The following is a 24976-nucleotide window of genomic DNA, read 5'->3' on the forward strand; positions in this document are numbered from 1 at the left end:
ATGCAAACGTGCCGCCCCAACGACATGGACTGGCTCAGTCCCGCCGCGCGCGACGCCGAATACGGTGCGCGCCGGGCCCTCGATTTTCCAAGGTGCAACGCATGGCGGCCTGGGTGAAGGGTGGTGCGACGGATGCGGACGCGGCGGTGGAGGCCGCTGCCACGCTCCTCGCTTCAGCGCAGAATGCTGTCCTGGCGGGCCTCTGCGCCGAGTTGAGTGCGGTGCGCGCGGCCTATCACCTCGCCGACGCCCTCGGCGCCTCCGTCGACCCCGTGGCCGGCCCGAGCCTCTATGCCGAGCTCGGCGCCCTGAGCCGCACCGGCGCCATGACGACGACGCCCGCCGAGGCCGTCGGCCGGGCCGACGCGGTCCTCATCGTCGGCAACGCGCCCTGGGATCGCCCGATCGTCCAGGACATCGCCGGCTCGCAGGCGACACGGGGCCGCGCCGCCGGCGCCGAGCGGGTGATCCTGTCCCTGGGCGGCCCGCGCAACGGCGCCACCCGGCACGTGGCCTATCCGGCCGAGACCGGCGGCCTCGCGGTCTCGATCGCCCACCTGCGCGCCTTCCTGAAGGGCAACCTCGGCGGCGAGGCGGCCTATGCCGATCTCGCTCGGCGGCTCGGCATCGCCCAGTACGGCGTGGTTCTCTACGACCCGGCCGAGATCGGCGAGCTCGGCGTCGAGATGCTCCAGGGCATGATCAAGGACCTCAACGAGGTCACGCGCTTCTTCGGCCTGTCCCTCTCCGACTCGTTCCAGGGCCGTGCCCTCTTGCAGCTCGCCGCCTGGACCACCGGCCAAGCGCCCCGCGTCGGCTTCGGCCGGCACCTGCCCGAGCACGATCCCTGGCGCTTCGACAGCGCCCGCCAGATCGCCGCCGGCGAGGCCGACGCCGCGCTCTGGCTCGCCTCTCTTCCCGCCCCCCGGCCCGACTGGCTCGGCACCCTGCCGAGCGTCGCCATCGTGGGTGTCGGCAGCCCCGAGGCCGGCGGCGACGTCGCCGACGTGGTCTTCGCCGTGGGCGTCCCCGGCGAGACCGCCGGCGGCAGCCTCTGGGACGAGCGCCGGGCCGCGATCACCTACGCGCCGGCCACCGGCCAGACGGCCGAGCTGAGCGCGGCCGGCATCCTCACCGCTATCCACGAACGCCTCATGCAGAAGAAGGGCGCCGCATGCTGATCCGGATTCACGGAGGCCGGGTCGTTGACCCGACGGCCGGCCGCGACGCGGTCGGCGAGGTCTGGATCGAGAACGGCCGCGTGGTGGCCGCCTCCGACCGCGCGCCCGACCGGACCATCGACGCCACCGGCTGCGTGGTGATGGCCGGCGGCGTCGAGGTGCATTCGCATATCGCCGGCGGCAACGTGGTGATGAGCCGGCTGCTCCTGCCCGAGCTCTACGCCAGCGAGGCCGCGCCCGAGGGCCATCCCTTCGCGCATGCGGGCGGCTCGGCCGCCTGGATCGGCGCGAACTACGCCCGGATGGGCTACACCCTGGCGGTCGAGCCGGCGATGCCGCCGTCCAACGCGCTGGCCACCCAGCTCGAGCTCGCCGACATCCCGCTCCTCGACCGCGGCGCCCTGACGGTGATGGGCAACGACGACCACCTGCTCCAGCTCCTGCGGGCGCGCGAGGGCAAGGCGGCGGTGCGCGACCTCGTCGCCCTCTCGGTGGCGACCTCCCGGGGCCTCGGCGTCAAGTGCATCAACGCGGGCGGCGCCTCGGCCTTCAAGGACGGGATGCTGAAGCTCAGCCTCGACGACGAGATCCCGGTCTACGGCCTCTCCACCCGCAAGATCATGGGCGCGCTCCTCGACGCGGTCGAGGAGATCGGCGTGCCGCACCCGCTGCACGTCCACTGCAACAACCTCGGCATCCCGGGCGCCGACGAGTCCTTCGTGGACACCCTGGAGGCGGCGGAAGGGCGGCGCATCCACTTCGCCCACGCGCAGTTCTACGGCTACGGCGTCGCCGATCCCGAGAACCCCCTCACCGGCGGCTTCCGCTCGGCGGCCGAGCGCATCACCGAGGCGATGGAGGCGCACCCGAACGCGACCTACGACGTCGGCCAGGTCGCCTTCGGACAGACCGTGACGATCTCCCTCGACATCCTGCGCCAGTTCGCGGGCCGCAAGGGCGCCAACCCGAAGAAGTGGATCCTCACCGCGGGCGACGCGGAGGGCGGCGGCGTGGTGCCGTTCCTCTACAAGCCGCGCGGGCCGGTGAGCTCCCTGCAATGGGCGATCGGCCTCGAGCTGATGCTCCTGTCCAAGGAGCCGGAGCGCACCATCCTGACCACCGACCACCCGAACGGCGGTCCCTTCACCGACTACCCGCGGATCATCCACTTCCTGATGGACAAGGAGGAGCGCGACCGCGAGATCGCCGGCCTGCACAAGGTCATCGCCGAGCGCTCCGGCCTCTGCGCCATCGAGCGCGAGTACAGCTTCTCGGAGATCGCCCAGCTCACCCGCTCCGGCCCCGCCAAGCTTCTCGGCCTCGCCGATCGCGGTCACCTGCGCGAGGGCGCCCGGGCCGACGTCGCGGTCTATCGCGACGACCCGAACCGCACCGCCATGTTCGCCCGCGCCAGGCTGGTGCTCAAGGACGGCGAGACCATCGTGGAGGACGGCGAGGTCGTGGCCTGGCGCTCGGGCCGCACCCTGGAGCTCGCCGTCGAGTCCGACAAGGCGATGGCGGCCCGCTCGGAGACCTACCTGCAGGACCGCTTCGGCACCGGCCTCAAGAGCTTCGCGGTGCCCGACGAGGCCTTCCCGAAGCCGGACGTGTTCGCGGAGGTCGCATGTCGGACCTGAGAGACGTGTCGGACCTGAGAGACGTGTCGGACTTAAGAAAACGGCCGGCTGTGAACGGGCGTCGCGCAGGGATGGGTGACTGAGATGACGGACCTCACCCTCAACGGCATTCCGGTGATCGACACCTTCGCGGAGGCGTTCGACGTCGCCGGGACGGCGATCGTCATCACCAACGACACCGCCAAGTGGGCGATGATCGCCGCCACCGTCATGACCGGCTTCGCCACCTCGGTGATCGGCTGCGGCGCCGAGGCCGGGATCGACTGCGATCTCTCCCCCGAGGAGACCCCGGACGGGCGCCCCGGCGTGCGCGTGCTGCTGTTCGGCTTCGAGCCGAACGGCCTCAAGGACCAGCTCCTGAAGCGGGTCGGCCAATGCATCCTCACCTGCCCGGGCACCGCCTGCTACGCGGGCGTCGACGGGCCGACGAAGATCAAGCTCGGCGGCGCGATCCGCTACTTCGGCGACGGCTTCGCCGTGGCCAAGCGCCTGACCGACCCGGTGACCGGCAAGGCCCGGCGCTACTGGCGCATCCCCGTCATGGACGGCGAGTTCCTGTGCGAGGACTTCGTCCGCGCGGTGGACGGTGCCGTGGGCGGCGGCAACCTGCTGTTCCTCGGGCGCAAGCACGCCGACACCCTGAAGGTCGCCGAGATCGCGGTCGAGGCCGCCCGCGCGGTGCCGGGCGCGATCCTGCCCTTCCCGGGCGGCATCGTCCGCTCCGGCTCGAAGGTCGGCGCCCGCACCAAGGGCATGATGGCGTCGACCAACGACGCCTATTGCCCGACCCTGAAGGGCCGGGCCGGCACCGAGCTCTCGGCCGAGGTCGGCGTCGTGCTGGAGATCGTCATCGACGCGCTCACCTCCGACGCGGTCGCGGAATCGATGCGCGCCGCCCTGCACGCGGCCACCGAGGCCGGGGCGGCCCACGGCCTCGTGGCGGTCACCGCCGGCAATTACGGCGGCAATCTCGGGCGCCACCACTATCACCTGAAGAACCTGCTCTCGAAGGAGCCGGGCAGCGAGGCCGGAGCAGCATGAGCACCCTCACCCTGCGCCAGGAGCCGCCGGAGCGGCTCGACCTCCTGCACGTCACCCCGCTCTCCCTGAGCGGCCTCAGCGAGGCCGAGGCGGCGAGGCTCCCGGTCGGCACCAGCCGGCGCGGCCTGACCCTCGGCGACTGCTTCACTCTCGCCCTCGACGGCTCGGACGACCTCGTCATCGAGGGCGGCTCGTCGCGCCTCGACCGGGTGGGCGCCTCCCTGAGCGGCGGTCGCATCCGGGTGGTCGGCGATGTCGGCCAGCGCCTCGGCGCGGGCATGCAGTCGGGCTCCGTCACCGTCACCGGCTCGGCCGGACCCTTCGCGGGCTCGGGCGCCACCGGCGGCACGATCACCATCGAGGGCGATGCCGGCGACCATGCGGGCGGCGCGGTCTACGCCGCCAAGGCGGGCCTCGACGGCGCCACCCTGGTGATCCACGGCGCCGCCGGGGACTATTGCGGCGACCGCATGCGCCGCGGCCTGATCCTGGTGGGCCGGGCCGGCGCCTATGCGGGCGCGCGGATGATCGCCGGCACCCTCGCGGCCCGGAGCCTCGGCGACCATCCGGGCTTCGGCATGCGCCGGGGCACCATCCTGGCCGGCGGCGTCGGGGCGCTGACCCCGAGCTTCGTCGAGACGGGCACGCACGATCTCGTGTTCCTGCGCCTCCTGGCCCGCTCGCTCCGGCCCCTGAGCCCGGACCACGCCGACCTCGCCGCCGGGGCGCTCACGCGCTACTCGGGCGACCTCGCGACCCTGGGCAAGGGCGAATTGTGGGTGGCGGCGGCCTGACGGCTGCCCCGCCCGCCCGGGTCCGGACGATCCGCCCGCCGGGCTTGCACAATTCTCCCGATCGGACGACCTTCCTCGTCCGCGGGGCGGCACCATAGTGCCGGATGCCCCGCGCCGTTTCCGCGCGAACCCGGCGTCCCTCCATGCTCATCCTGCTCTCGATCTGCCTCCTGTCGCAGCCCTCGCAGTGCCGCGAGGACAAGATCGATCTCTCCTACGAGGCGCGCAGCCCCTTCATCTGCCTGCGCAATTCCCAGAGTGCGATCGCCAAGTGGCAGGAGGAGCACCCGGAATGGCACGTCACCAAGTGGCGCTGCGCCGTCCGGGGCAGTCAGCCGCGCGACCTGTGAGGGCCGATGGAGCGCGCGGACCGCGGCTGTGCTTGCAAGTGGGACGGCTTGGAGCCTAGAGATCCTGCCCGAACTCCGGTGACGACAAGATCGCTCGAGTAGACGGGAGGATCAGGCAAGCATGCCGGGCAAACGATCCGCGGGCAATTGATCCGCAAGTCTGTCCGGTCACGAGCAAGTCTGTCTGGTGACGGGATCGGGAAGAACTGGCAAGACCATGCTGGCCACGTCAAACCGGATGCGAAGGCGCACGTCGGGCGGCCTGAACACGCCGCGCCGCGGTTTCGCGCCGCCGGCGCCCGTCGAGGCGGCAGACCCATGCGCTCGCTGAAGGTCCGGTTCGCGCTGCTCCTCGGCGCCACCGCGCTCCTCGTCGTCCTGGCCGCCCTCGGGGTGCTCGCCTCGATCAGCGCGGCCGAGCGCACCATCGACCGGACCCTCGCGGCGCAGGGGCGCCTGGAACTCCTCGTCGAATTGTCGGGGCGCATGACCCAGTACGGCCTCGCCGCCCTGGAGGCGGTGAGCAACCCGGACGCCCAGCCGGAAGGCCTGGCAGTGGCGCGCACCAACGTCGACCGGGCCCTGGTGGCGGTGGACGAGGCCCTGGGGCGCTCGATCGCGTCGAGCGACGATCCCCTCGACCGCACCCAGTACGCCGCCCGCACCCGGCCCCTGGCGCAGCTGCGCGCGGCCCGCGCGGTCCTCGACCGGCAGGTGACGCAGGTGTTGCGCCAGTCCGAGGACGAGTCGCGCAAGGCGGCGATCCGGGGCGCCCTGAACGGCTTCGGCGCCATGACCGGGCAACCCCTCTCCTTCCTGATCGAGGTGGAGCGGCGCTCGATGATCGCCGGTTCGGACGCCGCCCGCGCGCTCTCCAGCACCCTGCGGGTCGCCTCGCTGGCCGCCGTGGCGGGGGCGCTCGCCATCGTGCTGCTGCTCTACCGGGCGGTGACCCGCCCCGTGCTGGCCCGGATCGAGGCGGTGCGCCGCGCCGCCAGCGCCGTGGGCCGGGGCGAGCTCGACACCCGCCTCTCGGTGGCCACCCGCGACGAGCTCGGCCTGCTGGTGGCGAACTTCAACCGCATGGCCGCCCGCCTCGCCCGGCGCGAGGGCCGCCTCGCCGCCGACCGCGCGGCCCTGGAGGACACCGTGGCGGCCCGCACCCTCGACCTGCGCGCCGTCAATGCCCGGCTCGAGGCCGTGGACCGCTCGCGCCGGCGCTTCTTCGCCGATGTCAGCCACGAGCTGCGCACGCCGCTGACGGTCATCCTCGGCGAGTGCGACATCGCCGCCCGCGCGGCCGCGCGCCAGCGCGACGTCACTCCCGTCTTCGCCACCATCCGCAAGCGCGCCCTGGGCCTGAAGCGCCGGGTCGAGGATCTGCTGCGCGTCGCCCGCTCCGAATCGGGCCAGATCGAGCTCGACCGCCGGCCAGTGGGCGCGGGGGAGATCCTCGCCGACGCGGTCGACGGCATGGCCTCCGAGGCCGCCCGCCGGCGCGTGGACCTGAGCCTCGACCCCGCCGCGTCCGACCCGATCCTGCTCGCCGACCGGGAATGGCTGCGCCAGGTGGTCGAGAGCCTGATCGACAACGCCCTGCGCCACGCCACCGGGCTCACCCGGGTGGTGGTCGCCCTGGCGGCGGAGGGTGCGCACGTGGTCGTGACGATCACCGACGACGGGCCGGGCTTTCCGGACCTCGGCGACGGCCTGTTCGAGCGCTTCCGCCGCGACAGCCCCACGGGAGAGGCCGGCTTCGGCATCGGCCTGGCCCTGGCGCGCTGGGTCGTGGAGCGTCATGATGGCACGATCCGCCTCGGGGCGGGGCCGGGCGGGCGCGGTGCGCAGGTCGCCCTCGACCTGCCCGCGCTGTCCCCCAGCGACGCCGAGCATTCCCCCTCGCCTCACCCGACGGGCGCCCAGGAGACCGTGGCATGACGCGCGTACTGATCGTCGAGGATGACAGCGACATCCGCGCCATGCTGGCCCGCGGCCTGGAGGCGGAGGGCTTCTCCGTCGGCGTGGCCGGGCGGGTCGACGACGCCCTCGCGGCCGCCCGCGCGGAGGCGCCCGAGGCGGTGGTGCTCGACATCACCCTGCCGGACGGCTCCGGCCACGATGTCTGCCGCTCCCTGCGCGAAGGCGGGTATCCGGGACCGATTCTCTTCCTCTCCGCCCGGGACGAGGTCCGCGACCGCGCCGAGGGGCTGGCCCTCGGCGCCGATGACTACATCGTGAAGCCCTTCGTCTTCGACGAGCTCCTGGCCCGCCTCCAGACTCACCTGCTGCGCCGCAAGGCCTCGGAGGAGCCCCGCACCCTGGTCACGGCCGGCAAGCTGATGCTCGACCTGACCGTCCGTCAGGTGGGCTTCGCGGATGCGACGGCGCGCCTCACCCCGCGCGAGGCCGAGCTCCTCGCCCTGCTGATGGACAACGCCAACCACCCGGTCTCGCGGGGCGACATCTTCGACAAGCTCTGGGCCGGCCAGGGCGGCCTCTCGCTGAATGTCGTCGATGTCTACGTGGGTTACCTGCGGACCAAGCTGTCCGACTTCGTCCGCCTCGGCGGCCCCGTCATCGTCACGGTGCGGGGCCGTGGCTTCATGCTGGATCTCAAGGGACAGGATTTCCGGCACTGATCCGGCACGCCGCGTTAACGCCCGCCGCGGATTCGCGGGGGTGGATGGGAGGAACCGGCAATTTAGCGCTTGAACTGCCGGGCCAAATTGTCGATACCAGCGCGGCGACAGAAATCACTGCGCCGTCAGTGTCTTACGATCTTCTTAGAGGCGATCGGGATGCTGCTGACGTTCAGAAGAAACTTTCAGGAGAAACACCATGACCTGGGCTGCCCCCATCGTTTCCGAGATCTGCGTCGGCATGGAAGTCACCAGCTACGAGTCGGCTGAGATCGACACCTTCAACTAAGTTTCGTCGAACCCGAGGGTCCCAAGGCAGCGTCGGTTCCACCATGCATGTCCTGATCCTCGGTTCGGCCGCGGGCGGCGGCCTTCCCCAGTGGAATTGCCGCTGCCCGATCTGCTCCCTCGCCCGCGAGGACGAGACCCGCGTCAGGCCGCGGACCCAGTCGAGCATCGCCGTCTCCCCCGATGGAGAGCGCTGGCTCCTGGTGAACGCCTCCCCCGATATCCGCCAGCAGCTGTTCGACAATCCGGCGATGCACCCGCGCACGGGGCTGCGGCACTCGCCGATCCATGCCGTGTTGCTGACCAACGGCGACGTCGACCACGTCGCCGGCCTGCTGACCCTGCGCGAGGGCCAGCCCTTCACCCTCTACGGCACCGCCGGCATCCTCGACTCGGTCAACGCCAACCGGGTGTTCGACGTGATGGCCGCGGGCGTCGTCGCCCGCGAGCCGATCGCCCTCGACCGGCGCTTCGAGCCGGTGCCGGGCCTGCACGTCACCCTGTTCGCGGTGCCCGGCAAGGTGCCCCTCTGGCTCGAGGACGAGACCCTGGAGATCGGCGCCGAGACCGAGACAACGGTCGGGGCGATGATCGAGGCGGGCGGGCGGCGGCTCGCCTACATCCCGGGCTGCGCCCGCGTCACCGAGGACCTCAAGGCCCGCATCGGCGGGGTCGACGCCCTGCTGTTCGACGGCACCGTGCTCCTCGACGACGACATGATCCGGGCCGGCGTCGGCACCAAGACCGGCTGGCGCATGGGCCACGTGCCGATGACCGGCGACGGCGGCTCCATCGCGGCCCTGTCCGACGTCGCGATCGGCCATCGGGTCTTCGTCCACATCAACAACACCAACCCGGTGCTGGTGGAGGGCTCGGACGAACGCCGTCAGGTCGAGGCCGCGGGCTGGACCGTGGCCCATGACGGTTTGACGCTGACCCTTTCGTGACGCGTCTATCTGGCAGTTTAGTGCCGACGACATACATTGTGTCCGATTGAATTGCGTCGGTGCGCCCGCGGCCTTCACGGGGCGCGGCGCGATTGATAAGAAAAGTTCCTAAAACCGCTCCACGCTGATCCGCGAGCCACGCCATGACCGCGCCCTTCCCCACGCCGAAGACCGATGAGGCCCAGCGCCTGCTCTCGCCCGAGGAGCTGGAGGCGGCCCTGCGCGACATCGGCGCGCGCCGCTACCACAACCTGCACCCGTTCCACCGGCTGCTGCACGACGGCAAGCTCGACAAGGACCAGGTCCGGGCCTGGGCGCTGAACCGCTACTATTACCAGGCCATGATCCCGGTGAAGGACGCCGCCGTCCTCGCCCGGATGACCGACGCCTCCCTGCGCCGGGTCTGGCGCCAGCGCATCGTCGACCACGACGGCGACGCGCCCGGCGACGGTGGCATCGAGCGCTGGCTCAAGCTCGCCGAGGGCGTGGGCTTTGCCCGCGACTACGTGGAATCGACGCAGGGCATCCTGTCGGCGACCCGGTTCTCGGTGGATGCCTACGTGCATTTCGTGAAGGAGCGCTCGCTGCTCGAGGCGATCGCCTCCTCGCTGACCGAGATGTTCTCGCCGACCATCATCTCGGAGCGGGTGGCCGGGATGCTGAAGAACTACGACTTCATCACCAAGGACACGCTGGCCTACTTCGACAAGCGCCTGACCCAGGCCCCGCGCGACGCGGACTTCGCCATCGCCTACGTCAAGGAGCACGCCACCACGCCGGCCCTGCAGCGCCAGGCGATGGATGCGCTGACCTTCAAGTGCAACGTGCTCTGGACCCAGCTCGACGCCCTGTACTTCGCCTACGTCGCCCCCGGGCTGATCCCGCCCGACGCCTGGACGCCCGGCACCGGGCTGGTGCCCGAGCCGGCGGTGGCCCAGGCGGCCGGCACCGGCACCCTCACGGCGCAGGACGTGCCGCGCCTGCCCCGCGGCGTGCGCCTGCGCCACGACGCCGTGCGCAACCAGCACGTCCTCCTGGCGCCCGAGCGCACCTTCGACCTCGACGCCAACGCGGTGGCGGTGCTCGAACTGGTCGACGGCCAACGGTCCGTGCGCGACATCGCCGGGCTGCTGGCCGAAAAGTTCACGGCCGATGCCGCCGTGATCGAGGCCGACATCCTCGTGATGCTGAACGATCTGGCCACCAAACGGGTCTTAGAGCGATGAACGCGATCACGCCGAACGCCCCCACCCTGCCGGCTCCGGTCGGGCTCCTCGCGGAGCTCACCCATCGCTGCCCCCTGCGCTGTCCCTATTGCTCGAACCCGCTCGAACTCGACCGGCGCTCGGGCGAGCTCGACACCGCCACGTGGCAGCGGGTGCTGACGGAGGCGGCGGGTCTCGGCGTGCTGCACGTCCACCTGTCCGGCGGCGAACCGACGGCGCGCAACGACATCGTCGAGATCACCGCGACCTGCGCGAAACTGGGCTTGTATTCCAACCTCATCACCTCCGGTGTCGGGGGCGCCCTGCAGAAGCTCGACGCCCTCTACGACGCCGGTCTCGACCACGTGCAGCTCTCGGTGCAGGGCGTCGATGCGGCCAATGCCGAGAAGATCGGCGGCCTCAAGAACGCCCAGCCGCAGAAATTCGCCTTCGCCGAGCGGGTGACCCAGCTCGGCCTGCCCCTGACGCTGAATTCGGTGATCCACCGGGGCAACATCCACGAGGTCGAGGGCTTCATCGACCTCGCGGTGAAGCTCGGGGCCAAGCGCCTGGAGGTGGCCCACACCCAGTATTACGGCTGGGCCTACGTGAACCGCGCCGCCCTGATGCCGAACAAGGCCGAGGTCGACCGCTCGATCCGCATCGTCGAGGCCGCCCGCGAGCGCCTGAAGGGCCAGCTCGTCATCGATCTCGTGGTGCCGGACTACTACGCGAAGTACCCCAAGGCCTGCGCCGGCGGCTGGGGCCGCAAGCTCATGAACGTGACCCCGCAGGGCAAGGTGCTGCCCTGCCACGCGGCCGAGACGATTCCGAACCTCGAATTCTGGTACGTGTCCGACCACTCGCTCGGCGACATCTGGGCGAATTCCCCGGCCTTCACGGCCTATCGCGGCACGGACTGGATGAAGGAGCCCTGCCGCTCCTGCGACCGGCGGGAGAAGGATTGGGGCGGCTGCCGCTGCCAGGCCCTGGCGCTCGCGGGGGATGCGGCGGCCACCGACCCGGCCTGTTCCCTCTCGCCGCTCCACGCCAAGGTGCGCGATCTCGCCACCGAGGAGGCGGCCGAGACGCCGCCCGACTACGTCTACCGGACCATCGGCAGTAACGTGCAGCCCAATGTGCGTACGCCGCTGAATGAGGAAGCGCCGCTTTGAAGCCCGTCACACTTGCCGCGTTCGTGATGCTCGCGGGCGCGCCTGCGCTCGCCCAGACCGCGCCCGCCGCGCCTCCGGCGCCCGAGATGCCCGCCGTCACCAAGGCGAACACCGCGAATCCGCCCAATGCCGCGGACCTGCTCTTCGAGCAGCCGCAGATGAAGAACGTACCCCCCGGCTCGAAGCTCACCTACGAGTACCTGCGCCGCAGCGGCATCTCGAAGGGGCCGTTCGGGCCGCCCCTGACCGATACGATCAAGCTCGGCGTCGAACCCGGCAACGCCGCGGACAACCGCAACATTCGGGTGGAGATGTTCTCCGGCGCCAACCGCTTCCCGGCCGGCCCCTTCGAGGACATGCCCGGCAACCCGGTGATGACGCTCTTCCTCGAGCATCACCTCATGGACCTCGCCCGCGTCCTGATGGCCAACCCGCGCTACATCAAGAACGCCATCCGCAAGGGCCTGCGCGACAACGCCACCGTGACGCCGACGCAGATCGACTACAAGGGCCGGAAGGTCGACGCCTGGCGCATCGAGACCCAGCCCTTCAGCGACGACAAGATGAAGGAGCGGATGCGCGGTTTCGAGAACCTGAAATACACCTTCGTCACGTCCGAGGCCGTGCCCGGCGAGCTGGTCTCGATCGAGGCGAGCTCCAAGAACGCCGAGGGCGGCGAACTCTTGCAGGAGAACCTGACCTATGATCCGAACGCTGGTTAAGCGGCTCCCGCGCCTCGCCGTCGGTGCCTGCGCCGCGGCCCTCCTGGCGGGTGCCGCGGCCGCGGCCGAGCCCGAGAACGACTACCCCACCGAGGCCCGGGCCGATTACATCTTCGGCTGCATGGCGGCGAACGGCCAGTCGCGTGAATCCCTGTCGCGCTGCTCCTGCTCCCTGGACGCCCTCGCCTCGCTGCTGCCCTACGACAAGTATGTCCAGGCCAGCACCGTGCTGTCCCTGCGGCAGGGCATCGGCCAGCGCACCACCGCGTTCAAGTCGACCAAGGTCTTCGACGACCAGGTGGCAGACCTCCGCCGGGCCCAGGCCGAGGCGGAGATCCGCTGCTACCGCGGCGGGACCTGACCGGGTCAACCGGACGTCGCCGCGAAGCGGCGACGCAGGACCGGGCTTCGTTCGGTCCCGGCCCCGGCATGGGTGTTGCTCCGACCCGGCACTGCGTTCAAAGACAGCGGTATCCCGGCCGAGGACGCGCCCCCGACGCGCCCGCCTTAACCCGAGCATCCCGTGCCCCCAGACCTGCCGGCTCCGCTGACGACGCTCCTGCCCGATCTCGGTCGGCGCGTGCTCGTGATGGGCATCCTCAACGTCACGCCCGATTCCTTCTCCGACGGCGGCCGTTTCGCCGACGTCGCGGCCGCCCGCACCCAGGCCGAGGCCCTGGTGGCCGAGGGGGCGGCCCTGGTGGATATCGGCGGCGAATCCACCCGGCCCGGCCACGAGCCCGTCTCGGCCGAGGACGAGCAGGCCCGGATCCTGCCCGTGATCCGCGACCTCGCGCCCCGCCTGCCCGTCCCGATCTCGGTGGACACCTACAAGGCTTCCACGGCCCGGGTGGCGCTGCAGGCCGGCGCCCGCATCGTCAACGACGTCTGGGGCCTGCAACGCGAACCCGACATCGCCCGTGTCGCTGCCGATCACGGCGCGCCCGTGATGATCATGCACAACCGCGAGACCATCGACCCGGACCTCGACATCGTCGCCGACATGCTGCGCTTCTTCGAGCGTTCGCTGGCCATCGCGCGGGCCGCCGGCCTGCGTGACGGCGACATCGTGCTCGATCCCGGCATCGGCTTCGGCAAGAGCTGGGCGCAGCACCTCGAGGCCCTGCGGCGCCTGCCCGAGATCGTGGCCCTCGGCTTTCCCGTCCTCGTCGGCGTATCGCGAAAGTCCCTCCTCGGACGCCTGCACGATTCCGAGACGAAGCCGGTCGACCGGCTCTTCGGCTCGATCGGCAGCCACGTCCTCGCGGCGACTCTCGGGGCGCAGATCGTGCGCGTTCACGACGTCCGGCCGCACGTGGACGCCCTGCGGGTGGTCGACGCCGTGATGGGACGCTCCGCATGAGCGACCGCATCCTCGTCGACCGGATCGCGGTCTTCGCCTTCCATGGCCTCCTCCCTGAGGAGGCCCGCCTCGGGCAGCGCTTCTACGTCTCCCTCGATGTCCGCCTCGACCTCGGGGCGGCCGGGCGCTCCGACGACGTCGCCCGGACCGTGAGCTACGCCGACCTCACCGAGATCGTGACCCGGATCGCGACGCAGCGACGCTTCGCCCTCATCGAGGCCCTGGCCGAAGCGATCGCGGGTGAGATCCTCGATCGGCACCCGTCCATCACCGAGATTCGGGTACGGGTGGACAAGCCGAGCGCACCGGTCCCGGCCGTGATCGACGGCGTCGCCATTGAGATCGTGCGCCGCCGGGAGCCAGCCCGATGAGTACCGCACCGGGCTGGCATGCCGCCTATCTCGGCCTCGGCAGCAACATCGGCGACAAGGCGGCGACCCTGGCCGATGCGGTGGCGCGTCTGGCCGCCACACCGGGCATCCGCGTCACTGCGCGCTCCTCGGACTACCGCACCCCACCCTGGGGCGACACCGACCAGGACTGGTTCCTCAATGCCGCGATCGGGATCGAGACCCGCCTGACCCCGCACGAACTCCTGGAGGCGGGCCTCGCCATCGAGACCGCCATGGGCCGGGTGCGCGAGCGCCGCTGGGGCCCACGGGTGATCGACATCGACGTGCTGTCCTACCAGGGCGCGGCGATCTCGGACGCACGCCTCGTGCTGCCGCACCGCTTCGTGCGCGAGCGCGCCTTCGTGCTAGTGCCCCTGGCCGAGATCGCCCCCACCCTGCGCATCGGCCCGGAGACGGTCACCGAGGCCCTGGCCAAGCTCGATGCCAACGGCATCGAGCGGGTCTGATCGGAGCCGGAACGACGGATGGCGGCGGCGGAGCCGATCCGCCGCCGCCATCGCGGTCGTCCAGGGATATGGTCGCCCGTCCTTCGAGGGGCAAAATCCGGATCCTCGCTAGATCAACAGCTCGGCCGGATCACGGGCTCGGAGCGTCGAGGAGCTTGTTGCCCTCTTCCTCCAGCAGCGGGACGTCGTAGTCCCGCAGCACCTTCTCGATATCGGCGCGGCGCTTGCGCAGGATCGTGTTGAGGGTGCGCTTCCAGTCGTTCTCCTCCAGCCGGACCCCGAGGGCGATCCGGAAGGTGAGCGGCGGCCGGTCGGGCTCCTGCAGGAGCGGCACCACCGTCATCGGCACTCCGCTCTGCTTGGCCAGCCAGCCTGCGGCCGGTCCCCAGAGGATGGCGGCGTCGATGCGCTTTTCCGCCAGGTCCGCGATAACTTCGGCCGAGACGGTCTGGTGCTTGCGGGCCGGATCGAGCTGATAGGGCGCGTAGGCCTTCATCGCGCTGACGAGGCCGACCTCGCCCATCCGGTTCACCGGGGGCGTGCCGCCGATGACGCCGATGGACTTGCCCTTGAGCTTGGGATCGTCGAGGCGGGTGACCCCGTCGAACTCGCCCGTGCGGGTGACCAGCGTGTAGGCGGAGCGATAATAGGGGTTCGAGTGCTGCACGAGCTCACCCCCGGCAGCCGAGCCGATGATGATGTCGCACAGGCCCGTCCCGAGGGTGTTGCGGACGAAGCCGGGCCCTTGCGTCAGCCAGTAGTACCGGATCTTGACCTTGAGCTCGTCGGCGATGATCGCCGCGATCTTGTTCTCGAACCCGTCCTCCTTGCGCTCGGAGAACGGCATGTTGCCGGGGTCGCCACAGACACGCAGGGTGTCCGTCGTGACGAGGTCCGGCAGCGATTGTGCCTGCGCGGGTCGCGCTCCTGCCGCGAGCAGCAGGAGCGCGAGCGCGAGGCCCGTCCGGGAGCCTGGATGCGTCATCAGCCGCCCAGGCACTCCTTCTCAGCCGTCTTGGCGGCCTCGGGCTTCTCTTCCTTGTCGCTCGGGCGGATGCGTGGCATGGCGCCGGATGCACGCGCCTTCAGGTACACGTACAGGTCGTCCGCGTAGCACATGACGTTCTTGTTGTCGCCAAAGGCCGGCATGACCTTCTCCTGGCCCGCCTGCGTGTCGCGCTTGCCGCCGGCGAGAATGCCGATGAACTCCTCGTAGCCGATCGTCTTCAGCGAGTCCTTCAGGGCCGGCGCGTAGGTCGAACCCATGGCATCGGGGCCGTGACAGACGTGGCACTCGGCGTGATAGCGGCGGTAGCCCGAATAGGCGTACCAGTCGAACTTCTTGCCATCGTTGGTGATGTGGAAGGTCGGGTGGCCCTCGGCGTCCTGATACTTTCCATCCTCGACCTTCACGGCCGCGAACTTGTCGATCAGCTTGGCGTCCTTATCCGGAGCGTTGGGGTCCAGCTGGTTGGCGAGCGCCGGATCAGCCTTCTTGGCGTCCTCGGCATGGACGGCAAAGGTCGAGATAGTGGCGAGGGCGAACGCCGCCATGAGGGGACGGATGGCGGCTTTGCGGATGTTATGCAACGACGTTTCTCCCAGGAACTCCACGTCGGCTGACGAGCCGCGTGTTTCACATCTTGTTCTTCCAACTCTAATCATAAAGGTGCCGGCGCGGAAACCCGCGCCGGCACCCAAGGCCTTACCGTAACGTGCGACCGATTAGTTCGGCAGCGAGAAGACGGTCAGCTGACCACCGAGGTTGGTGTAGTTCGAGAGGGCAGCGTAGCCACCCACCGCGCCGAGACCGGCGTTCGGGTCGGTCAAGCCGGCCGCGAGGCCGATGCCGGCCCAGCCACCGACACCCGACAGGATGCCGACGAACTGCTTGCCCTTGTGGCTGTAGGTCATCACGTTGCCGATGATGCCCGACGGGGTCTTGAACTTGTAGAGTTCCTTACCCGTCTTGGAGTCGACAGCCTTCAGGTAGCCTTCCAGGGTGCCGTAGAACACCACGTCACCGGCGGTGGCGAGGGCGCCCGACCACACCGAGAACTGCTCGGCGTTCGACCACTTGATCTTACCGTTCACGCCGTCCCAGGCGATGAAGTTACCCATGCCGCCGTGGCTGTTGGGGGCCGGGTACATGGCCAGGGTCGCACCGACGTAGGGCTGGCCGGGAGTGTAGGAGACCCGGAACGGCTCGTAGTCCATGCAGACGTGGTTGGTGGGCACGTAGAACAGGTTGGTCTTCGGGGAGTAAGCAGCAGGCTGCTGATCCTTCGAACCCAGCGCCGCGGGGCAGATGCCCTTGGAGTTGGTGTCCTCACCGTTCTGCTCGGTGGAGTACTTGGCCTGGACGAGCGGGCGGCCGTAGTTCTTGGAGCCCTTGTCCATGTCGACCTTGGAGGCCCAGTTCACGACCGGATCGTACTTCTCGGCGACCAGGAGCTCGCCGGTGGCGCGATCGAGGGTGTAGCCGAAGCCGTTACGGTCGAAGTGGGTCAGGAGCGGACGCTCCTTGCCGTCAACCTTCTGATCCGTGAGGATCATCTCGTTGATGCCGTCGTAGTCCCACTCGTCGTGCGGGGTCATCTGGTAGACCCACTTGGCGGCGCCCGTGTCGGGGTTACGCGCCCAGATGGTCATGGACCACTTGTTGTCGCCCGGACGCTGCTTGGGGTTCCAGGTCGAGGGGTTGCCCGAGCCGTAGTACATCAGGTCGAGCTTGGGATCGTAGGAGAACCAGCCCCAGGTGCAGCCGCCGCCGGTCTTCCACTGATCGCCTTCCCAGGTCTTCAGCGAGGAATCCTTGCCGACCGGCTTGCCGAGCGAAGTGGTCTTCTCGGGGTCCATGATCATGTCGGCGTCGGGGCCCTGGGAGTGGCCGCGCCACACCTTCTTGCCCGTCTTGGCGTCGTAGGCGGTGACGTGGCAGTTCACGCCGAACTCGCCGCCGGAGATGCCGACGATGATCTTGTCCTTCACCGGGAGAACGGTGGCGGTGTTCGTCTCACCCTTCTTGGGATCGCCGTTGACGACGGACCAGTTCACCTTGCCGGTCTTGGCGTCGAGCGAGACGACCGTGGTGTCGGCCTGGTGCAGGATGATGGCGCCATCGGCGTAGGCGAGACCACGGTTGACCGTGTCACAGCACATCACCGGGATGACCGACGGGTCCTGCTTGGGCTCGTACTTCCAGGCGATCACGCCGTCCTTGTCGAGGTCAAGGGCGTAGACGATGTTCGGGAAGGGGGTGTGGACGTACATCATGTTGCCGACGACGAGCGGGGAGCCCTCGTGGCCGCGCAGCACGCCGGTCGAGAAGGTCCAGGCGACCTGGAGCTGCTTCACGTTGCTGGCATTGATCTGGTCGAGCTTCGAATAGCGCGTGTTGGCGTAATCGACGGTCTGAAGGACCTGCTCGGCCGGGTTGGCCGTGCGCTTCAGGACGTCTTCGTTGGCGAACGCCGTGGTCGAAGCGACCATGCCGGCGCCGAGTGCGAGAAGATGTACCGCTCTCATGGATTCCTCCGACAGATCTTACAGCCGTCATCATGCGGATAATCCGCAGGATCACGCCGTGATCTGACTGTTTGCGACAGGGATAGGTTCGCCTCGGTAGCGGACGCCAAACCCTTATTTCCAAACCACTAAAGGCTAGAACCAGGATCTGTGTAGTCAGGGGCCGCTATCCCTTTGCGGCGCCCCTCGAAACCGAAGCTTGAACGAACTCTAAGAAAAATTCCGGCGGCGTCAACACGCTTGCGCCCCGTGCTTCTAGGCTTCGCACAAGTCCTCGTGAGCCTGGAGCAGACGTTTTATCAGGCTCACGCTTCGCAGCACGAATTTGTGCGATGCAATATCTTGAATTGCTAAGACAAAGATTTTTGAACATCTCGGCCCATCGATCATGCGCGCGATGCATGTAGACACAGCTTGGCCGGTCCTGGCATGCGATAGGGGTAAGGTCTGCAAAGGGTTCGCTCACCAGTGGGCGCCCTGATTGGAAATAAAATGCGTTATATGAAACATAGTGCGAATTATTACGTCGGCTCGGGGATCGTCAACGGTCCGATCCAGCTCCCGGGAAGCTGTTTACGCTGCACGTCGGATGCGCGGTCTCGCCGCATCCGCCCCTGAGAGAAGTGGGGACATCCTCGGATCGGGGCCGGGCGCGCCGTCCGATCCAGGGCGAATCAACCCGCGATGACGCTGGGGAATCGCGCGGCGAGGGAACTCCGGTTCGCTTCCATCCAGCTACGGTCGCGCTGGCCCCGTGGTCGGTCGAGGGTGATCGTTCCGAGGAGGCTCGCCGGACGTCCCGAGACCAGGAGCAGCCGATCGGCGATCTCCAGGGCCTCGGCGACGTTGTGGGTGACCATCAGGACGCCCATGCCGGAGGTCTCCACCGCCGCGACCACGAGTCCCCGCAGGGCCGCCGCGGCGTTGTCGTCGAGGGAGACGAAGGGCTCGTCGAGGATGAGGATGCGCGGCTTCTGCGCCAGCGCCCGGGCGAGCGAGACCCGCCGGGCCATGCCCAGCGACAGGGCACCGGGATAGCGGTCGCGCCAGGGGGTCAGCCCGAGGGAGTCGAACAGGGCATCGAGGGACTGTCCCCGCGCCGGCCGCGGCAGGGCGAGGCGGACGTTCTGCTCGACGGTGCGCCAGGGCAGCAGGCGCGGCTCCTGGAATGCCATGGCGATGCCGGCCTCGTCCGGCGGCGGCGTGACGCGGCCCTCGTAGTCCGGGTCGAGGCCGAGGAGAATGCGCAGAGTCGTGGTCTTGCCCGCCCCCGAGGGGCCGATCAGGCAGGTGATCGCGCCCGCCGTCACCGTGAAGGCGAGGTCGCGCACCGCCTCCACCGGCTCCAGCCCGGCACCGCCATAGACCTTGCGGCGGATCTCGACCCGCAGGGCCGCACCCGCGGTGTCGGAGGCGGGCACGGCCATCCCCTCAGCGCCAGCGTCGGACATAGGCTTCGAGCCGCTGCAGGATGAGGATGTCGATGGCGATCATCACGCTCATGAACACGATGCTGTAGCCGACGATCGCCGCCACGTTCAGGCTCTGTACGAAGTAGTAGTTGATCGCGAAGCCGACGCCGTTGGGTCGGCCCAGCAGTTCGATCACCAGAACGATCTTCCAGGCCAGCGACAAGCCGGAACGGGCCGCCGCCACCGCGAAGGGCTGGAGCTGCGGCACCAGAACGTGCGCGATCCAGGTCCGCCGGTCGAAGCGGTAGCTGCGCGCCATCTCCTCCAGCTGCGGATCGAGGCCGCGGGCCCCCTCGCGCAGGATGACGGCGACGTTCGGCAGCTTGTTCAGGACCACGGCGACGATCGCGGCCGCCTCGTTCAGGCCGACCCAGATGTAGGCCAGCACCGTGATCACCAGGGCGGGCGTGTTGAGGAGAATGAGGAGCGGGGTGTCGAGGACGAGGTTGAGCCGGCGTGAGCGCCCCAGGGCGATTCCCAGGAGCACGCCCAGGGTCATCGCCAGGAAGAAGGAGATGCCGACCCGCGAGAGGGTGATGCCGACGTTCCACCACAGGTCGCCGGTGGCGGATTCGCGCGCGATGAAGTCCAGGATCGCCAGGGGCGCCGGAAGCAGCCGGGAGCCCGCGGCCGAGGCCGCGACCTGCCACCCCGCGAGGAGGACCAGCACGGAGGCGAGACGGGTGGCAAAGCCCATCGGATCAGGGCATCGGCGGTGCGGCGGGCAGGCGCGGGGCGGCCTCAGCCATTGCCGGTGCCGTCGAAGTACAGGCCCGCGGGGAGCGTCGTGCCCGCGCCGACCAGGCGCTCGCCACCGAGGCGGGCCATCACGGTGAACAGCGTCTCGCCGTCGCGGCGCTCCGTGGCGAGGGGGCGGCGCGGGATGCCCGCCAGGAAGTCGCGCTTCAGGGCCTGGAAGGTCGCCTCGTCGTCGACCGCCATCAGCGGGCGCACCACGTCCCAGGCACTGGGATCGTTGGCGAGGATGTCCTTGGCGGCCTTGGAGGCGCGGGCGAACCCCGTCACCGCCTCGCCCTTGTCCTTTACGGTGGCGTCGTCGAGGAGGTAGCCGATCAGGGCCATCGAGCCGGTGGCGCCGAAGGCGCGCATGATGTCGTCCGAACCGATCAGGCGGCGGAAGCCCTTGGGCTCCAGGCGGGCGCAGTAGGTCCAGTACAGCAGCCCGGCATCGAGCTCGCCCTGCTCCAGTTTGAGCGCCAGGAGCGGCGGCGCGCCGAACGCGATGGTGGCCTGGGTCTCGAGGTCGATGCCGGCGGTGTCCCGTGCCTGGGCCTTCAGCAGGAGCCAGTTCTTGTCGAGGGGACCGCCCGCCACGCCGAGGCGCTTGCCCTTGAGGTCGGCCAGCGTCCGGATCGAGCTGTCGCCCGGCACCATCAGCGAGCCTTCGGTCGTCGAATAGGGAAAGAACCGGATCCCCCGGCCCTCGTTTCCGAGCCGTGCGGCCCAGAGCAGATCGCCCACGATGGTGTCGACCTGGCCTCCCAGGAATGCGATCCGCGCCGCGTCGTTGCCCGCGAGCTTGACCACGTCGAGGGTGAAGCCGTTGGCGCTGTCGAGGCCGCGCGCCTTGATCACCGCTGCTTCCCAGGAGACCGTGCCGAACGGCAGGCTGCCGACCCGGAAGGACGGCCCGGCCGCCCGCGCGGGCCGGGCGAGGCTCCAGGGCAGGGGCAACAGTGCCGCCGTCGCGAGCAATCCGCGCCGTGACAGCATGAGGGACTCTCCCTGGATTCGAAGTCGAACGCTCGGATTGTCCCGTGAAGGCCGGCGTTGGTTGGCAATCTTCATAGGAGGTCGGGCACAGGGCGTCCACAGGACGAATTGGCAAGTCCGCCGGGCGGATGGTCGCTTCCGGGGCGTGACATCCCTCCAGATCCGGCCCCGTTCCTCGCGAGCCCGGCGCGATCCCTTGCGCCTGGACGGGGCGCGGCGCAGACATTCGGCAACGATGCATGTTCGAGGGAGGGTGGGACCATGGCCGGCACACGGGACGACGTGATCGACGACGCCACCGTCACGGAGCGCCTCGCGCGCGAGCTTCCGGCGTGGCGCCTGGAGGAGGGCTGGATCCGGCGCACCTACAAGACCGCCGGCTGGAAGGGCACGCTGATGGTGATCAACACGGTGGGGCATCTCGCCGAGGCCGCCTGGCACCATCCGGACATCACCGCCTCCTACGCCTGGGTCGAGGTGCGGCTGACCAACCACGCCGCCAAGGGCATCACCGAGAAGGACTTCGCCCTGGCCGCGAAGATCGAGGAGGTGGTCGGCTGGCAGCCCGGTACGGAGGGCGGCGCGCTGGAGGGCACGCCCACCGATCCGCGCTTCGCCTACATCAAGTACGACAAGTAGCCGGGGTGGCGCCGGCCCCGGCCGGGCTCAGTCGGCCTGCTTCACCCGGCGGCACTCGGTCTTGAGGTAGCTCGTCTTGCCGACCTCGTCCCGCAGGTCGGTGCGGGCGATGATCTCCTGCCAGCCGTTGGTGCAGCCGAGCTCGTTGGCGACGCGGACCTTGCGGACCTCGCTCGCCTTGTCGTCGGTGCAGGCCTCGATCGGGATGCCGTTGGCGCACACGAGGACCACGGCGATGAAGGCGTTCATGGGGAGGCTCCGGCGTTTCGTTGCCGGACAGGTACGCGACCGGCGTCCGTCCGGTCTCAATCGATCGTGAGAATGTGATCGGCGGAGAAGTCCCGCCCCTCCACCGGGTTCGCCACCCAGCGGGTCCGGCCGATCCGCAGGTCGTGCCCGGCATGGAAATGGCCCGAGACCCAGAGGTCGGGCCGGTCCGCCTCGGGCAGGTCGTCCAGGACGGTGGTGGCGTAGAACGCCGGAACCCACCAGGGCACCCCGGGCACGTGGCGGAACGCCTCGGCCGCGCGCGGGCTCGCCGGGTGGTGCGTGACGCAGACGGTCGGCCCGGCATGGGGGGCGGCCAGGGCTGCGATCAGCGCGGCGCGCTCCCGCTGGTGGGCGGCCATCGCGTCGGCGGGCGACCAGGCCGTGCCGTCGCCGTTGCGGATGGAGCCCCGATATTCCCGCGAGCCCGTGACCGGATCGGTCATCCGCGCGGCCGCGTAGGCGACCGGATCCTCGGGCACGTCGGCCACGGTCCCGTCGAGCCAGAGGCCGGCCAGCGACCAGTCGCTCCAGAGGGTCGTGCCGACGAAGCGGACGCCGTCGAGGACGATCGCCGACCCACGCTGGAGCAGGTGGATCTCCGCCCCCGCCCCCTGCAGGCGCAGCACCTCGGCCTCCAGCGCGGCGAGGAGCTCCGGGGCCGTGCGCCGGTCGCCGGTGGGGGCGTAGTGCTCGTGGTTGCCCGGCACCAGCACGATCGGGCGTCCCTGCGCCAGGCTCATCAGGGCCGCGAGCCCCGATTCGGGCCGCCCCTCGTGCAGGTCGCCGGGGCAGACCAGCACGTCGAAGGGCTGGCTCGGGCGCGGGACGACGTCGAGGCGCCGGCGCTCGAGGTGCAGGTCGGAGATGGGGAACAGGCGCATGATGGGGCTCGAAGCCTCTCAGGGGACCGGAGTCTCGTCAGGGGACTGGGGTCTCGGGGGCGGCCTTGGCCGCGCGCCACTCGGCGCGGGCAGCCTTCAGGATGTCGCCCGCCGAATCCGCGTTGAGGATGGCGATGCCGGCCGCCGCGATGAGGTCGGGCCAGGCCGACAGGGTCAGGGCGGTGGCGAGGCCGGCGGCGATGATCGCCAGGTTGGCGAAGGCGTCGTTGCGCGCGGAGAGATAGGCCGCTCGGGTCAGGCTGCCGCCCCCCGAGCGGTGGCGGGCCAGCATCATCGCGCAGGTGAGGTTGACCGCCAGCGCCCCCAGGCCCGTGAGCGTCAGGGGGATCGGGGCCGGCGGCGCCATCGTGGCGAACTTGAGCCAGGCGGCGTAGGCGGTGGCGAGCGCCGGGAGGAGCAGGATGACGGCGAGGATCGCGCCGAGGCGGGCCCGGTTGCGCACGCTCCAGCCGATCCCGGCGAAGATCAGCAGGTTGATCGCCGCATCCTCGAGGAAGTCGAGGCTGTCGGCGATGAGCGCCAGCGAGCCGATCGCCAGGGCGACGGTGATCTCGATGCCGAAATACGCGAGATTCAACCCGGCGACGCGGGCGACCACCGGGCGCAAGGTGGCGGACGGGGTGGGCGTGGCGGACAAAGGCGGCGTCTCGACCTGTCTGGGGCGGGCGTGGTCGGCCCGGACTCGGAACCGCGCCGCGCCACGAGGGTCTCCATGCCGCGAGATGCCGCCGGCTGTCGAGGCCCGAGATCCGGGCTGGTGCTTTTCGACGGCCGGATACTGGATTTGGTCCGCCGCCTGTGCGAGGCGAAAAGCCACGCCGCACGAGACCCGCGTGCCACACCCGAAGTCAGGGGAAACTGCCGATGATGCCCGAACTGCGCGTCCTGTACTTCGAGGATCTCGAAGTCGGCCTGTCCGAGACGCTGAACAAGGTCATCGCCTCCTCCGACGTGGTAGGCTTCGCCGAGATCACCGGCGACCGCAATCCGATCCACCTGTCCGAGCACTTTGCGGCGCGCACGCCCTTCGGCACCCGGATCGCCCACGGCCTCTACACCGCCGGCCTGATCTCGGCGGTGCTCGGCACCCGCCTGCCCGGCCCCGGCGCGGTCTACATCAGCCAGACCCTGAACTTCCGCGCGCCCGTGCGCATCGGCGACACCGTCGAGGTCACGGTGGAGGTGGCCGAGCTGGTGCCGGAGCGCCGCCGGGCGCGCCTGAAATGCACCTGCTCGGTGGCGGGCGAGGTCGTCCTCGACGGCGAGGCCCTGGTGAAGGTGCCGACCAAGGCCGAGGCCGATCCCCTCGCGGTGCGCATGGGCGGGCGTCCGGCGAGCGCCTGACGCCGCCTTGACCGCCCGCTCCCGGCCCGAGCCGGTCGTCATCGACGATCCCGCCGACCCGCGCCTCGCGCCCTACGCGGCGATGCGCGAGCGCGACCTCGTCGGGCGCGCCGGCCGTTTCATCGTCGAGGGCGAGGTGACCCTCCGGGTCATGCTCTCGGCCCGGGCCCGGTTCGGCCTCGAATCGGTCCTTCTGGCGCCCGAGCGCCTGCCCGGGCTGGGGACGGCCCTGGCGCGCCTGCCCGAGCGCGTGCCCGTCTACACCGCGGCGAAGCCCGTGATGAGCGCGATCACCGGGTTTCCGATCCACCGGGGCGTCCTCGGCGTCGGCCTGCGCGGGGCGGAGGCCGCCGACGCCCCTCTCCCCGGCCTGCCGCCCGCCCCGGCGCCGGCCCTCGCGGTCGGCCTCGTCGGCCTGACCAACCACGACAATGTCGGCGGTCTGTTCCGCAACGCCGCCGCCTTCGGCGCCGACGCGGTGCTCCTCGATGCCGGCACCTGCGACCCGCTCTACCGCAAGGCGATCCGCGTCTCGGCGGGCGCCGCCTTGATCGTCCCCTTCCGGCAACTCCCCGATGCCGATGCGCTCCTGGCCTTCGCGGCGCGTCACGCCCTGGAACCCCTGGCCCTGAGCCCAGCCGGGGCCGAGACCCTGGCGGCCCTGGTGCCCCCCGCCCGGACCCTGCTCCTTCTCGGCAGCGAGGGGCCGGGCCTGCCGCCCGATCTGATGGCGCGTCTGCGCACCGTCCGCATCGCGATGGCGCCGGACTTCGATTCGCTCAACGTGGCCACGGCAGGCGCGATCGCGCTGCATCACCTGTCCCGAGCGGCGTAGCGTCGGACGGGGAAGCGGCAGGGCCGGGCGGCGTGCGGTGCGCGACACTGC

The 24976-nt window shown here is 70.1% G+C and carries 28 protein-coding genes; 19 read left to right on the forward strand and 9 right to left on the reverse strand.

What is annotated here, in order from left to right:
• Nucleotides 1-101 precede the first annotated feature (101 nt).
• The 16 genes from AC1MGR_RS15925 to folK all read left to right on the forward strand — a co-directional run bounded on the left by AC1MGR_RS15925 (nt 102) and on the right by folK (nt 14201).
• Nucleotides 102-1181: a formyltransferase gene (locus AC1MGR_RS15925; RefSeq protein WP_480232225.1), complete on the forward strand. Its 1080-nt coding sequence runs from the start codon at nt 102-104 to the stop codon at nt 1179-1181.
• Nucleotides 1175-2818 (forward strand): formylmethanofuran dehydrogenase subunit A, encoded by a 1644-nt coding sequence (locus AC1MGR_RS15930; RefSeq protein WP_480232226.1) that lies wholly within the window; start codon nt 1175-1177, stop codon nt 2816-2818. The genes AC1MGR_RS15925 and AC1MGR_RS15930 overlap by 7 nt, the downstream gene beginning before the upstream one ends.
• 84 nt (nt 2819-2902) lie before the next feature.
• Entirely contained in the window at nt 2903-3859 is a 957-nt protein-coding gene (gene fhcD / locus AC1MGR_RS15935) for a formylmethanofuran--tetrahydromethanopterin N-formyltransferase (RefSeq protein WP_480232227.1), read from the forward strand.
• Nucleotides 3856-4653, forward strand: a complete 798-nt coding sequence (locus tag AC1MGR_RS15940) for a formylmethanofuran dehydrogenase subunit C (protein WP_108038877.1) — start codon at nt 3856-3858, stop codon at nt 4651-4653. The genes fhcD and AC1MGR_RS15940 overlap by 4 nt, the downstream gene beginning before the upstream one ends.
• Nucleotides 4654-4796: 143 nt before the next feature.
• Nucleotides 4797-5003 carry a hypothetical protein gene (locus tag AC1MGR_RS15945; protein WP_056469054.1) on the forward strand — a complete coding sequence of 69 codons (207 nt, stop codon included), beginning with the start codon at nt 4797-4799 and terminating at the stop codon, nt 5001-5003.
• A gap of 318 nt (nt 5004-5321) precedes the next feature.
• Nucleotides 5322-6941: a sensor histidine kinase gene (locus AC1MGR_RS15950; protein WP_480232228.1), complete on the forward strand. Its 1620-nt coding sequence runs from the start codon at nt 5322-5324 to the stop codon at nt 6939-6941.
• Nucleotides 6938-7642, forward strand: a complete 705-nt coding sequence (locus tag AC1MGR_RS15955) for a response regulator transcription factor (protein WP_055951546.1) — start codon at nt 6938-6940, stop codon at nt 7640-7642. The genes AC1MGR_RS15950 and AC1MGR_RS15955 overlap by 4 nt, the downstream gene beginning before the upstream one ends.
• A gap of 199 nt (nt 7643-7841) precedes the next feature.
• Nucleotides 7842-7931 carry a pyrroloquinoline quinone precursor peptide PqqA gene (pqqA, locus tag AC1MGR_RS15960; RefSeq protein WP_055889187.1) on the forward strand — a complete coding sequence of 30 codons (90 nt, stop codon included), beginning with the start codon at nt 7842-7844 and terminating at the stop codon, nt 7929-7931.
• A gap of 43 nt (nt 7932-7974) precedes the next feature.
• Nucleotides 7975-8877 carry a pyrroloquinoline quinone biosynthesis protein PqqB gene (gene pqqB, locus AC1MGR_RS15965; RefSeq protein WP_108038880.1) on the forward strand — a complete coding sequence of 301 codons (903 nt, stop codon included), beginning with the start codon at nt 7975-7977 and terminating at the stop codon, nt 8875-8877.
• Between the two features lie 143 nt (nt 8878-9020).
• The gene (gene pqqC / locus AC1MGR_RS15970) at nt 9021-10103 is read left to right on the forward strand and encodes a pyrroloquinoline-quinone synthase PqqC (RefSeq protein WP_108038882.1); all 1083 of its coding nucleotides are present in this window, start codon (nt 9021-9023) and stop codon (nt 10101-10103) included.
• Complete coding sequence (gene pqqE / locus AC1MGR_RS15975; protein WP_055951555.1) at nt 10100-11257, forward strand: pyrroloquinoline quinone biosynthesis protein PqqE; 1158 nt, start codon at nt 10100-10102, stop codon at nt 11255-11257. The genes pqqC and pqqE overlap by 4 nt, the downstream gene beginning before the upstream one ends.
• 26 nt (nt 11258-11283) lie before the next feature.
• Nucleotides 11284-11979: a hypothetical protein gene (locus AC1MGR_RS15980; protein ID WP_480234815.1), complete on the forward strand. Its 696-nt coding sequence runs from the start codon at nt 11284-11286 to the stop codon at nt 11977-11979.
• Nucleotides 11960-12340 (forward strand): hypothetical protein, encoded by a 381-nt coding sequence (locus AC1MGR_RS15985; protein WP_480232229.1) that lies wholly within the window; start codon nt 11960-11962, stop codon nt 12338-12340. The genes AC1MGR_RS15980 and AC1MGR_RS15985 overlap by 20 nt, the downstream gene beginning before the upstream one ends.
• A gap of 228 nt (nt 12341-12568) precedes the next feature.
• The gene (gene folP, locus AC1MGR_RS15990) at nt 12569-13342 is read left to right on the forward strand and encodes a dihydropteroate synthase (RefSeq protein WP_480234816.1); all 774 of its coding nucleotides are present in this window, start codon (nt 12569-12571) and stop codon (nt 13340-13342) included.
• Complete coding sequence (folB, locus tag AC1MGR_RS15995; RefSeq protein ID WP_108038886.1) at nt 13339-13713, forward strand: dihydroneopterin aldolase; 375 nt, start codon at nt 13339-13341, stop codon at nt 13711-13713. The genes folP and folB overlap by 4 nt, the downstream gene beginning before the upstream one ends.
• The gene (folK, locus tag AC1MGR_RS16000; RefSeq protein ID WP_480232230.1) at nt 13710-14201 is read left to right on the forward strand and encodes a 2-amino-4-hydroxy-6-hydroxymethyldihydropteridine diphosphokinase; all 492 of its coding nucleotides are present in this window, start codon (nt 13710-13712) and stop codon (nt 14199-14201) included. The genes folB and folK overlap by 4 nt, the downstream gene beginning before the upstream one ends.
• 130 nt (nt 14202-14331) lie before the next feature.
• Here folK and xoxJ read toward each other — a convergent pair whose 3' ends face one another.
• From xoxJ to AC1MGR_RS16030, 6 genes are all read right to left on the reverse strand, one after another.
• Nucleotides 14332-15186 (reverse strand): rare earth element methanol dehydrogenase accessory protein XoxJ, encoded by an 855-nt coding sequence (xoxJ, locus tag AC1MGR_RS16005; protein WP_480232231.1) that lies wholly within the window; start codon nt 15184-15186, stop codon nt 14332-14334.
• On the reverse strand, nt 15186-15755 hold the full coding sequence (locus AC1MGR_RS16010) for a c-type cytochrome, methanol metabolism-related (protein ID WP_108039004.1): 570 nt from the start codon (nt 15753-15755) through the stop codon (nt 15186-15188). Before AC1MGR_RS16010 ends, xoxJ begins: the two co-directional genes overlap by 1 nt.
• 171 nt (nt 15756-15926) lie before the next feature.
• Nucleotides 15927-17729, reverse strand: a complete 1803-nt coding sequence (xoxF5, locus tag AC1MGR_RS16015; protein WP_108038892.1) for a lanthanide-dependent methanol dehydrogenase XoxF5 — start codon at nt 17727-17729, stop codon at nt 15927-15929.
• Nucleotides 17730-18403: 674 nt separating this feature from the next.
• Complete coding sequence (locus tag AC1MGR_RS16020; protein ID WP_480232232.1) at nt 18404-19180, reverse strand: ABC transporter ATP-binding protein; 777 nt, start codon at nt 19178-19180, stop codon at nt 18404-18406.
• The gene (locus AC1MGR_RS16025; protein ID WP_056469008.1) at nt 19161-19898 is read right to left on the reverse strand and encodes an ABC transporter permease; all 738 of its coding nucleotides are present in this window, start codon (nt 19896-19898) and stop codon (nt 19161-19163) included. Before AC1MGR_RS16025 ends, AC1MGR_RS16020 begins: the two co-directional genes overlap by 20 nt.
• Nucleotides 19899-19942: 44 nt before the next feature.
• Nucleotides 19943-20935 (reverse strand): ABC transporter substrate-binding protein, encoded by a 993-nt coding sequence (locus AC1MGR_RS16030; protein WP_108038896.1) that lies wholly within the window; start codon nt 20933-20935, stop codon nt 19943-19945.
• A 261-nt stretch (nt 20936-21196) separates the two neighbouring features.
• Here AC1MGR_RS16030 and AC1MGR_RS16035 point away from each other — a divergent pair, with 261 nt between their 5' ends.
• Nucleotides 21197-21574, forward strand: a complete 378-nt coding sequence (locus tag AC1MGR_RS16035) for a 4a-hydroxytetrahydrobiopterin dehydratase (protein ID WP_056382738.1) — start codon at nt 21197-21199, stop codon at nt 21572-21574.
• Between the two features lie 27 nt (nt 21575-21601).
• Here AC1MGR_RS16035 and AC1MGR_RS16040 read toward each other — a convergent pair whose 3' ends face one another.
• Genes AC1MGR_RS16040 through AC1MGR_RS16050 form a run of 3 tightly spaced genes read right to left on the reverse strand, consistent with a single transcriptional unit; the run spans nt 21602 to nt 23383 of the window.
• Complete coding sequence (locus AC1MGR_RS16040) at nt 21602-21823, reverse strand: hypothetical protein (RefSeq protein ID WP_055949561.1); 222 nt, start codon at nt 21821-21823, stop codon at nt 21602-21604.
• Between the two features lie 56 nt (nt 21824-21879).
• Entirely contained in the window at nt 21880-22725 is an 846-nt protein-coding gene (locus AC1MGR_RS16045) for a metallophosphoesterase (RefSeq protein ID WP_480232233.1), read from the reverse strand.
• A 37-nt stretch (nt 22726-22762) separates the two neighbouring features.
• The gene (locus AC1MGR_RS16050) at nt 22763-23383 is read right to left on the reverse strand and encodes a cation efflux transmembrane domain-containing protein (protein WP_480232234.1); all 621 of its coding nucleotides are present in this window, start codon (nt 23381-23383) and stop codon (nt 22763-22765) included.
• 227 nt (nt 23384-23610) lie between these two features.
• Between AC1MGR_RS16050 and croR the strand changes: the two genes are divergently transcribed.
• Together croR and AC1MGR_RS16060 are read left to right on the forward strand one after the other, a co-directional pair.
• Nucleotides 23611-24090, forward strand: coding sequence for a 3-hydroxybutyryl-CoA dehydratase (croR, locus tag AC1MGR_RS16055; RefSeq protein ID WP_055949554.1), 480 nt, complete (start codon nt 23611-23613; stop codon nt 24088-24090).
• A gap of 82 nt (nt 24091-24172) precedes the next feature.
• On the forward strand, nt 24173-24925 hold the full coding sequence (locus AC1MGR_RS16060; RefSeq protein ID WP_480234817.1) for a TrmH family RNA methyltransferase: 753 nt from the start codon (nt 24173-24175) through the stop codon (nt 24923-24925).
• The last annotated feature ends 51 nt before the right edge of the window (nt 24926-24976 follow it).

The sequence above is a fragment of the Methylobacterium sp. BI1 genome, from assembly GCF_056680125.1.

Excerpts from the sequence above, each read along its gene's own strand:
- AC1MGR_RS15980 (WP_480234815.1), top strand. The coding sequence starts at position 11,284 with ATGCTCGCGGGCGCGCCTGCGCTCGCCCAGACCGCGCCCGCCGCGCCT.
- fhcD (WP_480232227.1), top strand. The coding sequence starts at position 2,903 with ATGACGGACCTCACCCTCAACGGCATTCCGGTGATCGACACCTTCGCG.
- xoxJ (WP_480232231.1), bottom strand. The coding sequence starts at position 15,186 with ATGACGCATCCAGGCTCCCGGACGGGCCTCGCGCTCGCGCTCCTGCTG.
- AC1MGR_RS16030 (WP_108038896.1), bottom strand. The coding sequence starts at position 20,935 with ATGCTGTCACGGCGCGGATTGCTCGCGACGGCGGCACTGTTGCCCCTG.
- pqqB (WP_108038880.1), top strand. The coding sequence starts at position 7,975 with ATGCATGTCCTGATCCTCGGTTCGGCCGCGGGCGGCGGCCTTCCCCAG.
- folP (WP_480234816.1), top strand. The coding sequence starts at position 12,569 with ATGGGCATCCTCAACGTCACGCCCGATTCCTTCTCCGACGGCGGCCGT.
- xoxF5 (WP_108038892.1), bottom strand. The coding sequence starts at position 17,729 with ATGAGAGCGGTACATCTTCTCGCACTCGGCGCCGGCATGGTCGCTTCG.
- AC1MGR_RS15950 (WP_480232228.1), top strand. The coding sequence starts at position 5,322 with ATGCGCTCGCTGAAGGTCCGGTTCGCGCTGCTCCTCGGCGCCACCGCG.
- AC1MGR_RS16010 (WP_108039004.1), bottom strand. The coding sequence starts at position 15,755 with ATGGCGGCGTTCGCCCTCGCCACTATCTCGACCTTTGCCGTCCATGCC.
- AC1MGR_RS16025 (WP_056469008.1), bottom strand. The coding sequence starts at position 19,898 with ATGGGCTTTGCCACCCGTCTCGCCTCCGTGCTGGTCCTCCTCGCGGGG.
- AC1MGR_RS15930 (WP_480232226.1), top strand. The coding sequence starts at position 1,175 with ATGCTGATCCGGATTCACGGAGGCCGGGTCGTTGACCCGACGGCCGGC.
- AC1MGR_RS16060 (WP_480234817.1), top strand. The coding sequence starts at position 24,173 with ATGCGCGAGCGCGACCTCGTCGGGCGCGCCGGCCGTTTCATCGTCGAG.
- pqqC (WP_108038882.1), top strand. The coding sequence starts at position 9,021 with ATGACCGCGCCCTTCCCCACGCCGAAGACCGATGAGGCCCAGCGCCTG.
- croR (WP_055949554.1), top strand. The coding sequence starts at position 23,611 with ATGATGCCCGAACTGCGCGTCCTGTACTTCGAGGATCTCGAAGTCGGC.
- AC1MGR_RS15955 (WP_055951546.1), top strand. The coding sequence starts at position 6,938 with ATGACGCGCGTACTGATCGTCGAGGATGACAGCGACATCCGCGCCATG.
- pqqA (WP_055889187.1), top strand. The coding sequence starts at position 7,842 with ATGACCTGGGCTGCCCCCATCGTTTCCGAGATCTGCGTCGGCATGGAA.
- AC1MGR_RS16045 (WP_480232233.1), bottom strand. The coding sequence starts at position 22,725 with ATGCGCCTGTTCCCCATCTCCGACCTGCACCTCGAGCGCCGGCGCCTC.
- AC1MGR_RS16020 (WP_480232232.1), bottom strand. The coding sequence starts at position 19,180 with ATGTCCGACGCTGGCGCTGAGGGGATGGCCGTGCCCGCCTCCGACACC.
- AC1MGR_RS15925 (WP_480232225.1), top strand. The coding sequence starts at position 102 with ATGGCGGCCTGGGTGAAGGGTGGTGCGACGGATGCGGACGCGGCGGTG.
- AC1MGR_RS15940 (WP_108038877.1), top strand. The coding sequence starts at position 3,856 with ATGAGCACCCTCACCCTGCGCCAGGAGCCGCCGGAGCGGCTCGACCTC.
- AC1MGR_RS16040 (WP_055949561.1), bottom strand. The coding sequence starts at position 21,823 with ATGAACGCCTTCATCGCCGTGGTCCTCGTGTGCGCCAACGGCATCCCG.
- AC1MGR_RS15985 (WP_480232229.1), top strand. The coding sequence starts at position 11,960 with ATGATCCGAACGCTGGTTAAGCGGCTCCCGCGCCTCGCCGTCGGTGCC.
- folK (WP_480232230.1), top strand. The coding sequence starts at position 13,710 with ATGAGTACCGCACCGGGCTGGCATGCCGCCTATCTCGGCCTCGGCAGC.
- pqqE (WP_055951555.1), top strand. The coding sequence starts at position 10,100 with ATGAACGCGATCACGCCGAACGCCCCCACCCTGCCGGCTCCGGTCGGG.
- AC1MGR_RS16035 (WP_056382738.1), top strand. The coding sequence starts at position 21,197 with ATGGCCGGCACACGGGACGACGTGATCGACGACGCCACCGTCACGGAG.
- AC1MGR_RS15945 (WP_056469054.1), top strand. The coding sequence starts at position 4,797 with ATGCTCATCCTGCTCTCGATCTGCCTCCTGTCGCAGCCCTCGCAGTGC.
- folB (WP_108038886.1), top strand. The coding sequence starts at position 13,339 with ATGAGCGACCGCATCCTCGTCGACCGGATCGCGGTCTTCGCCTTCCAT.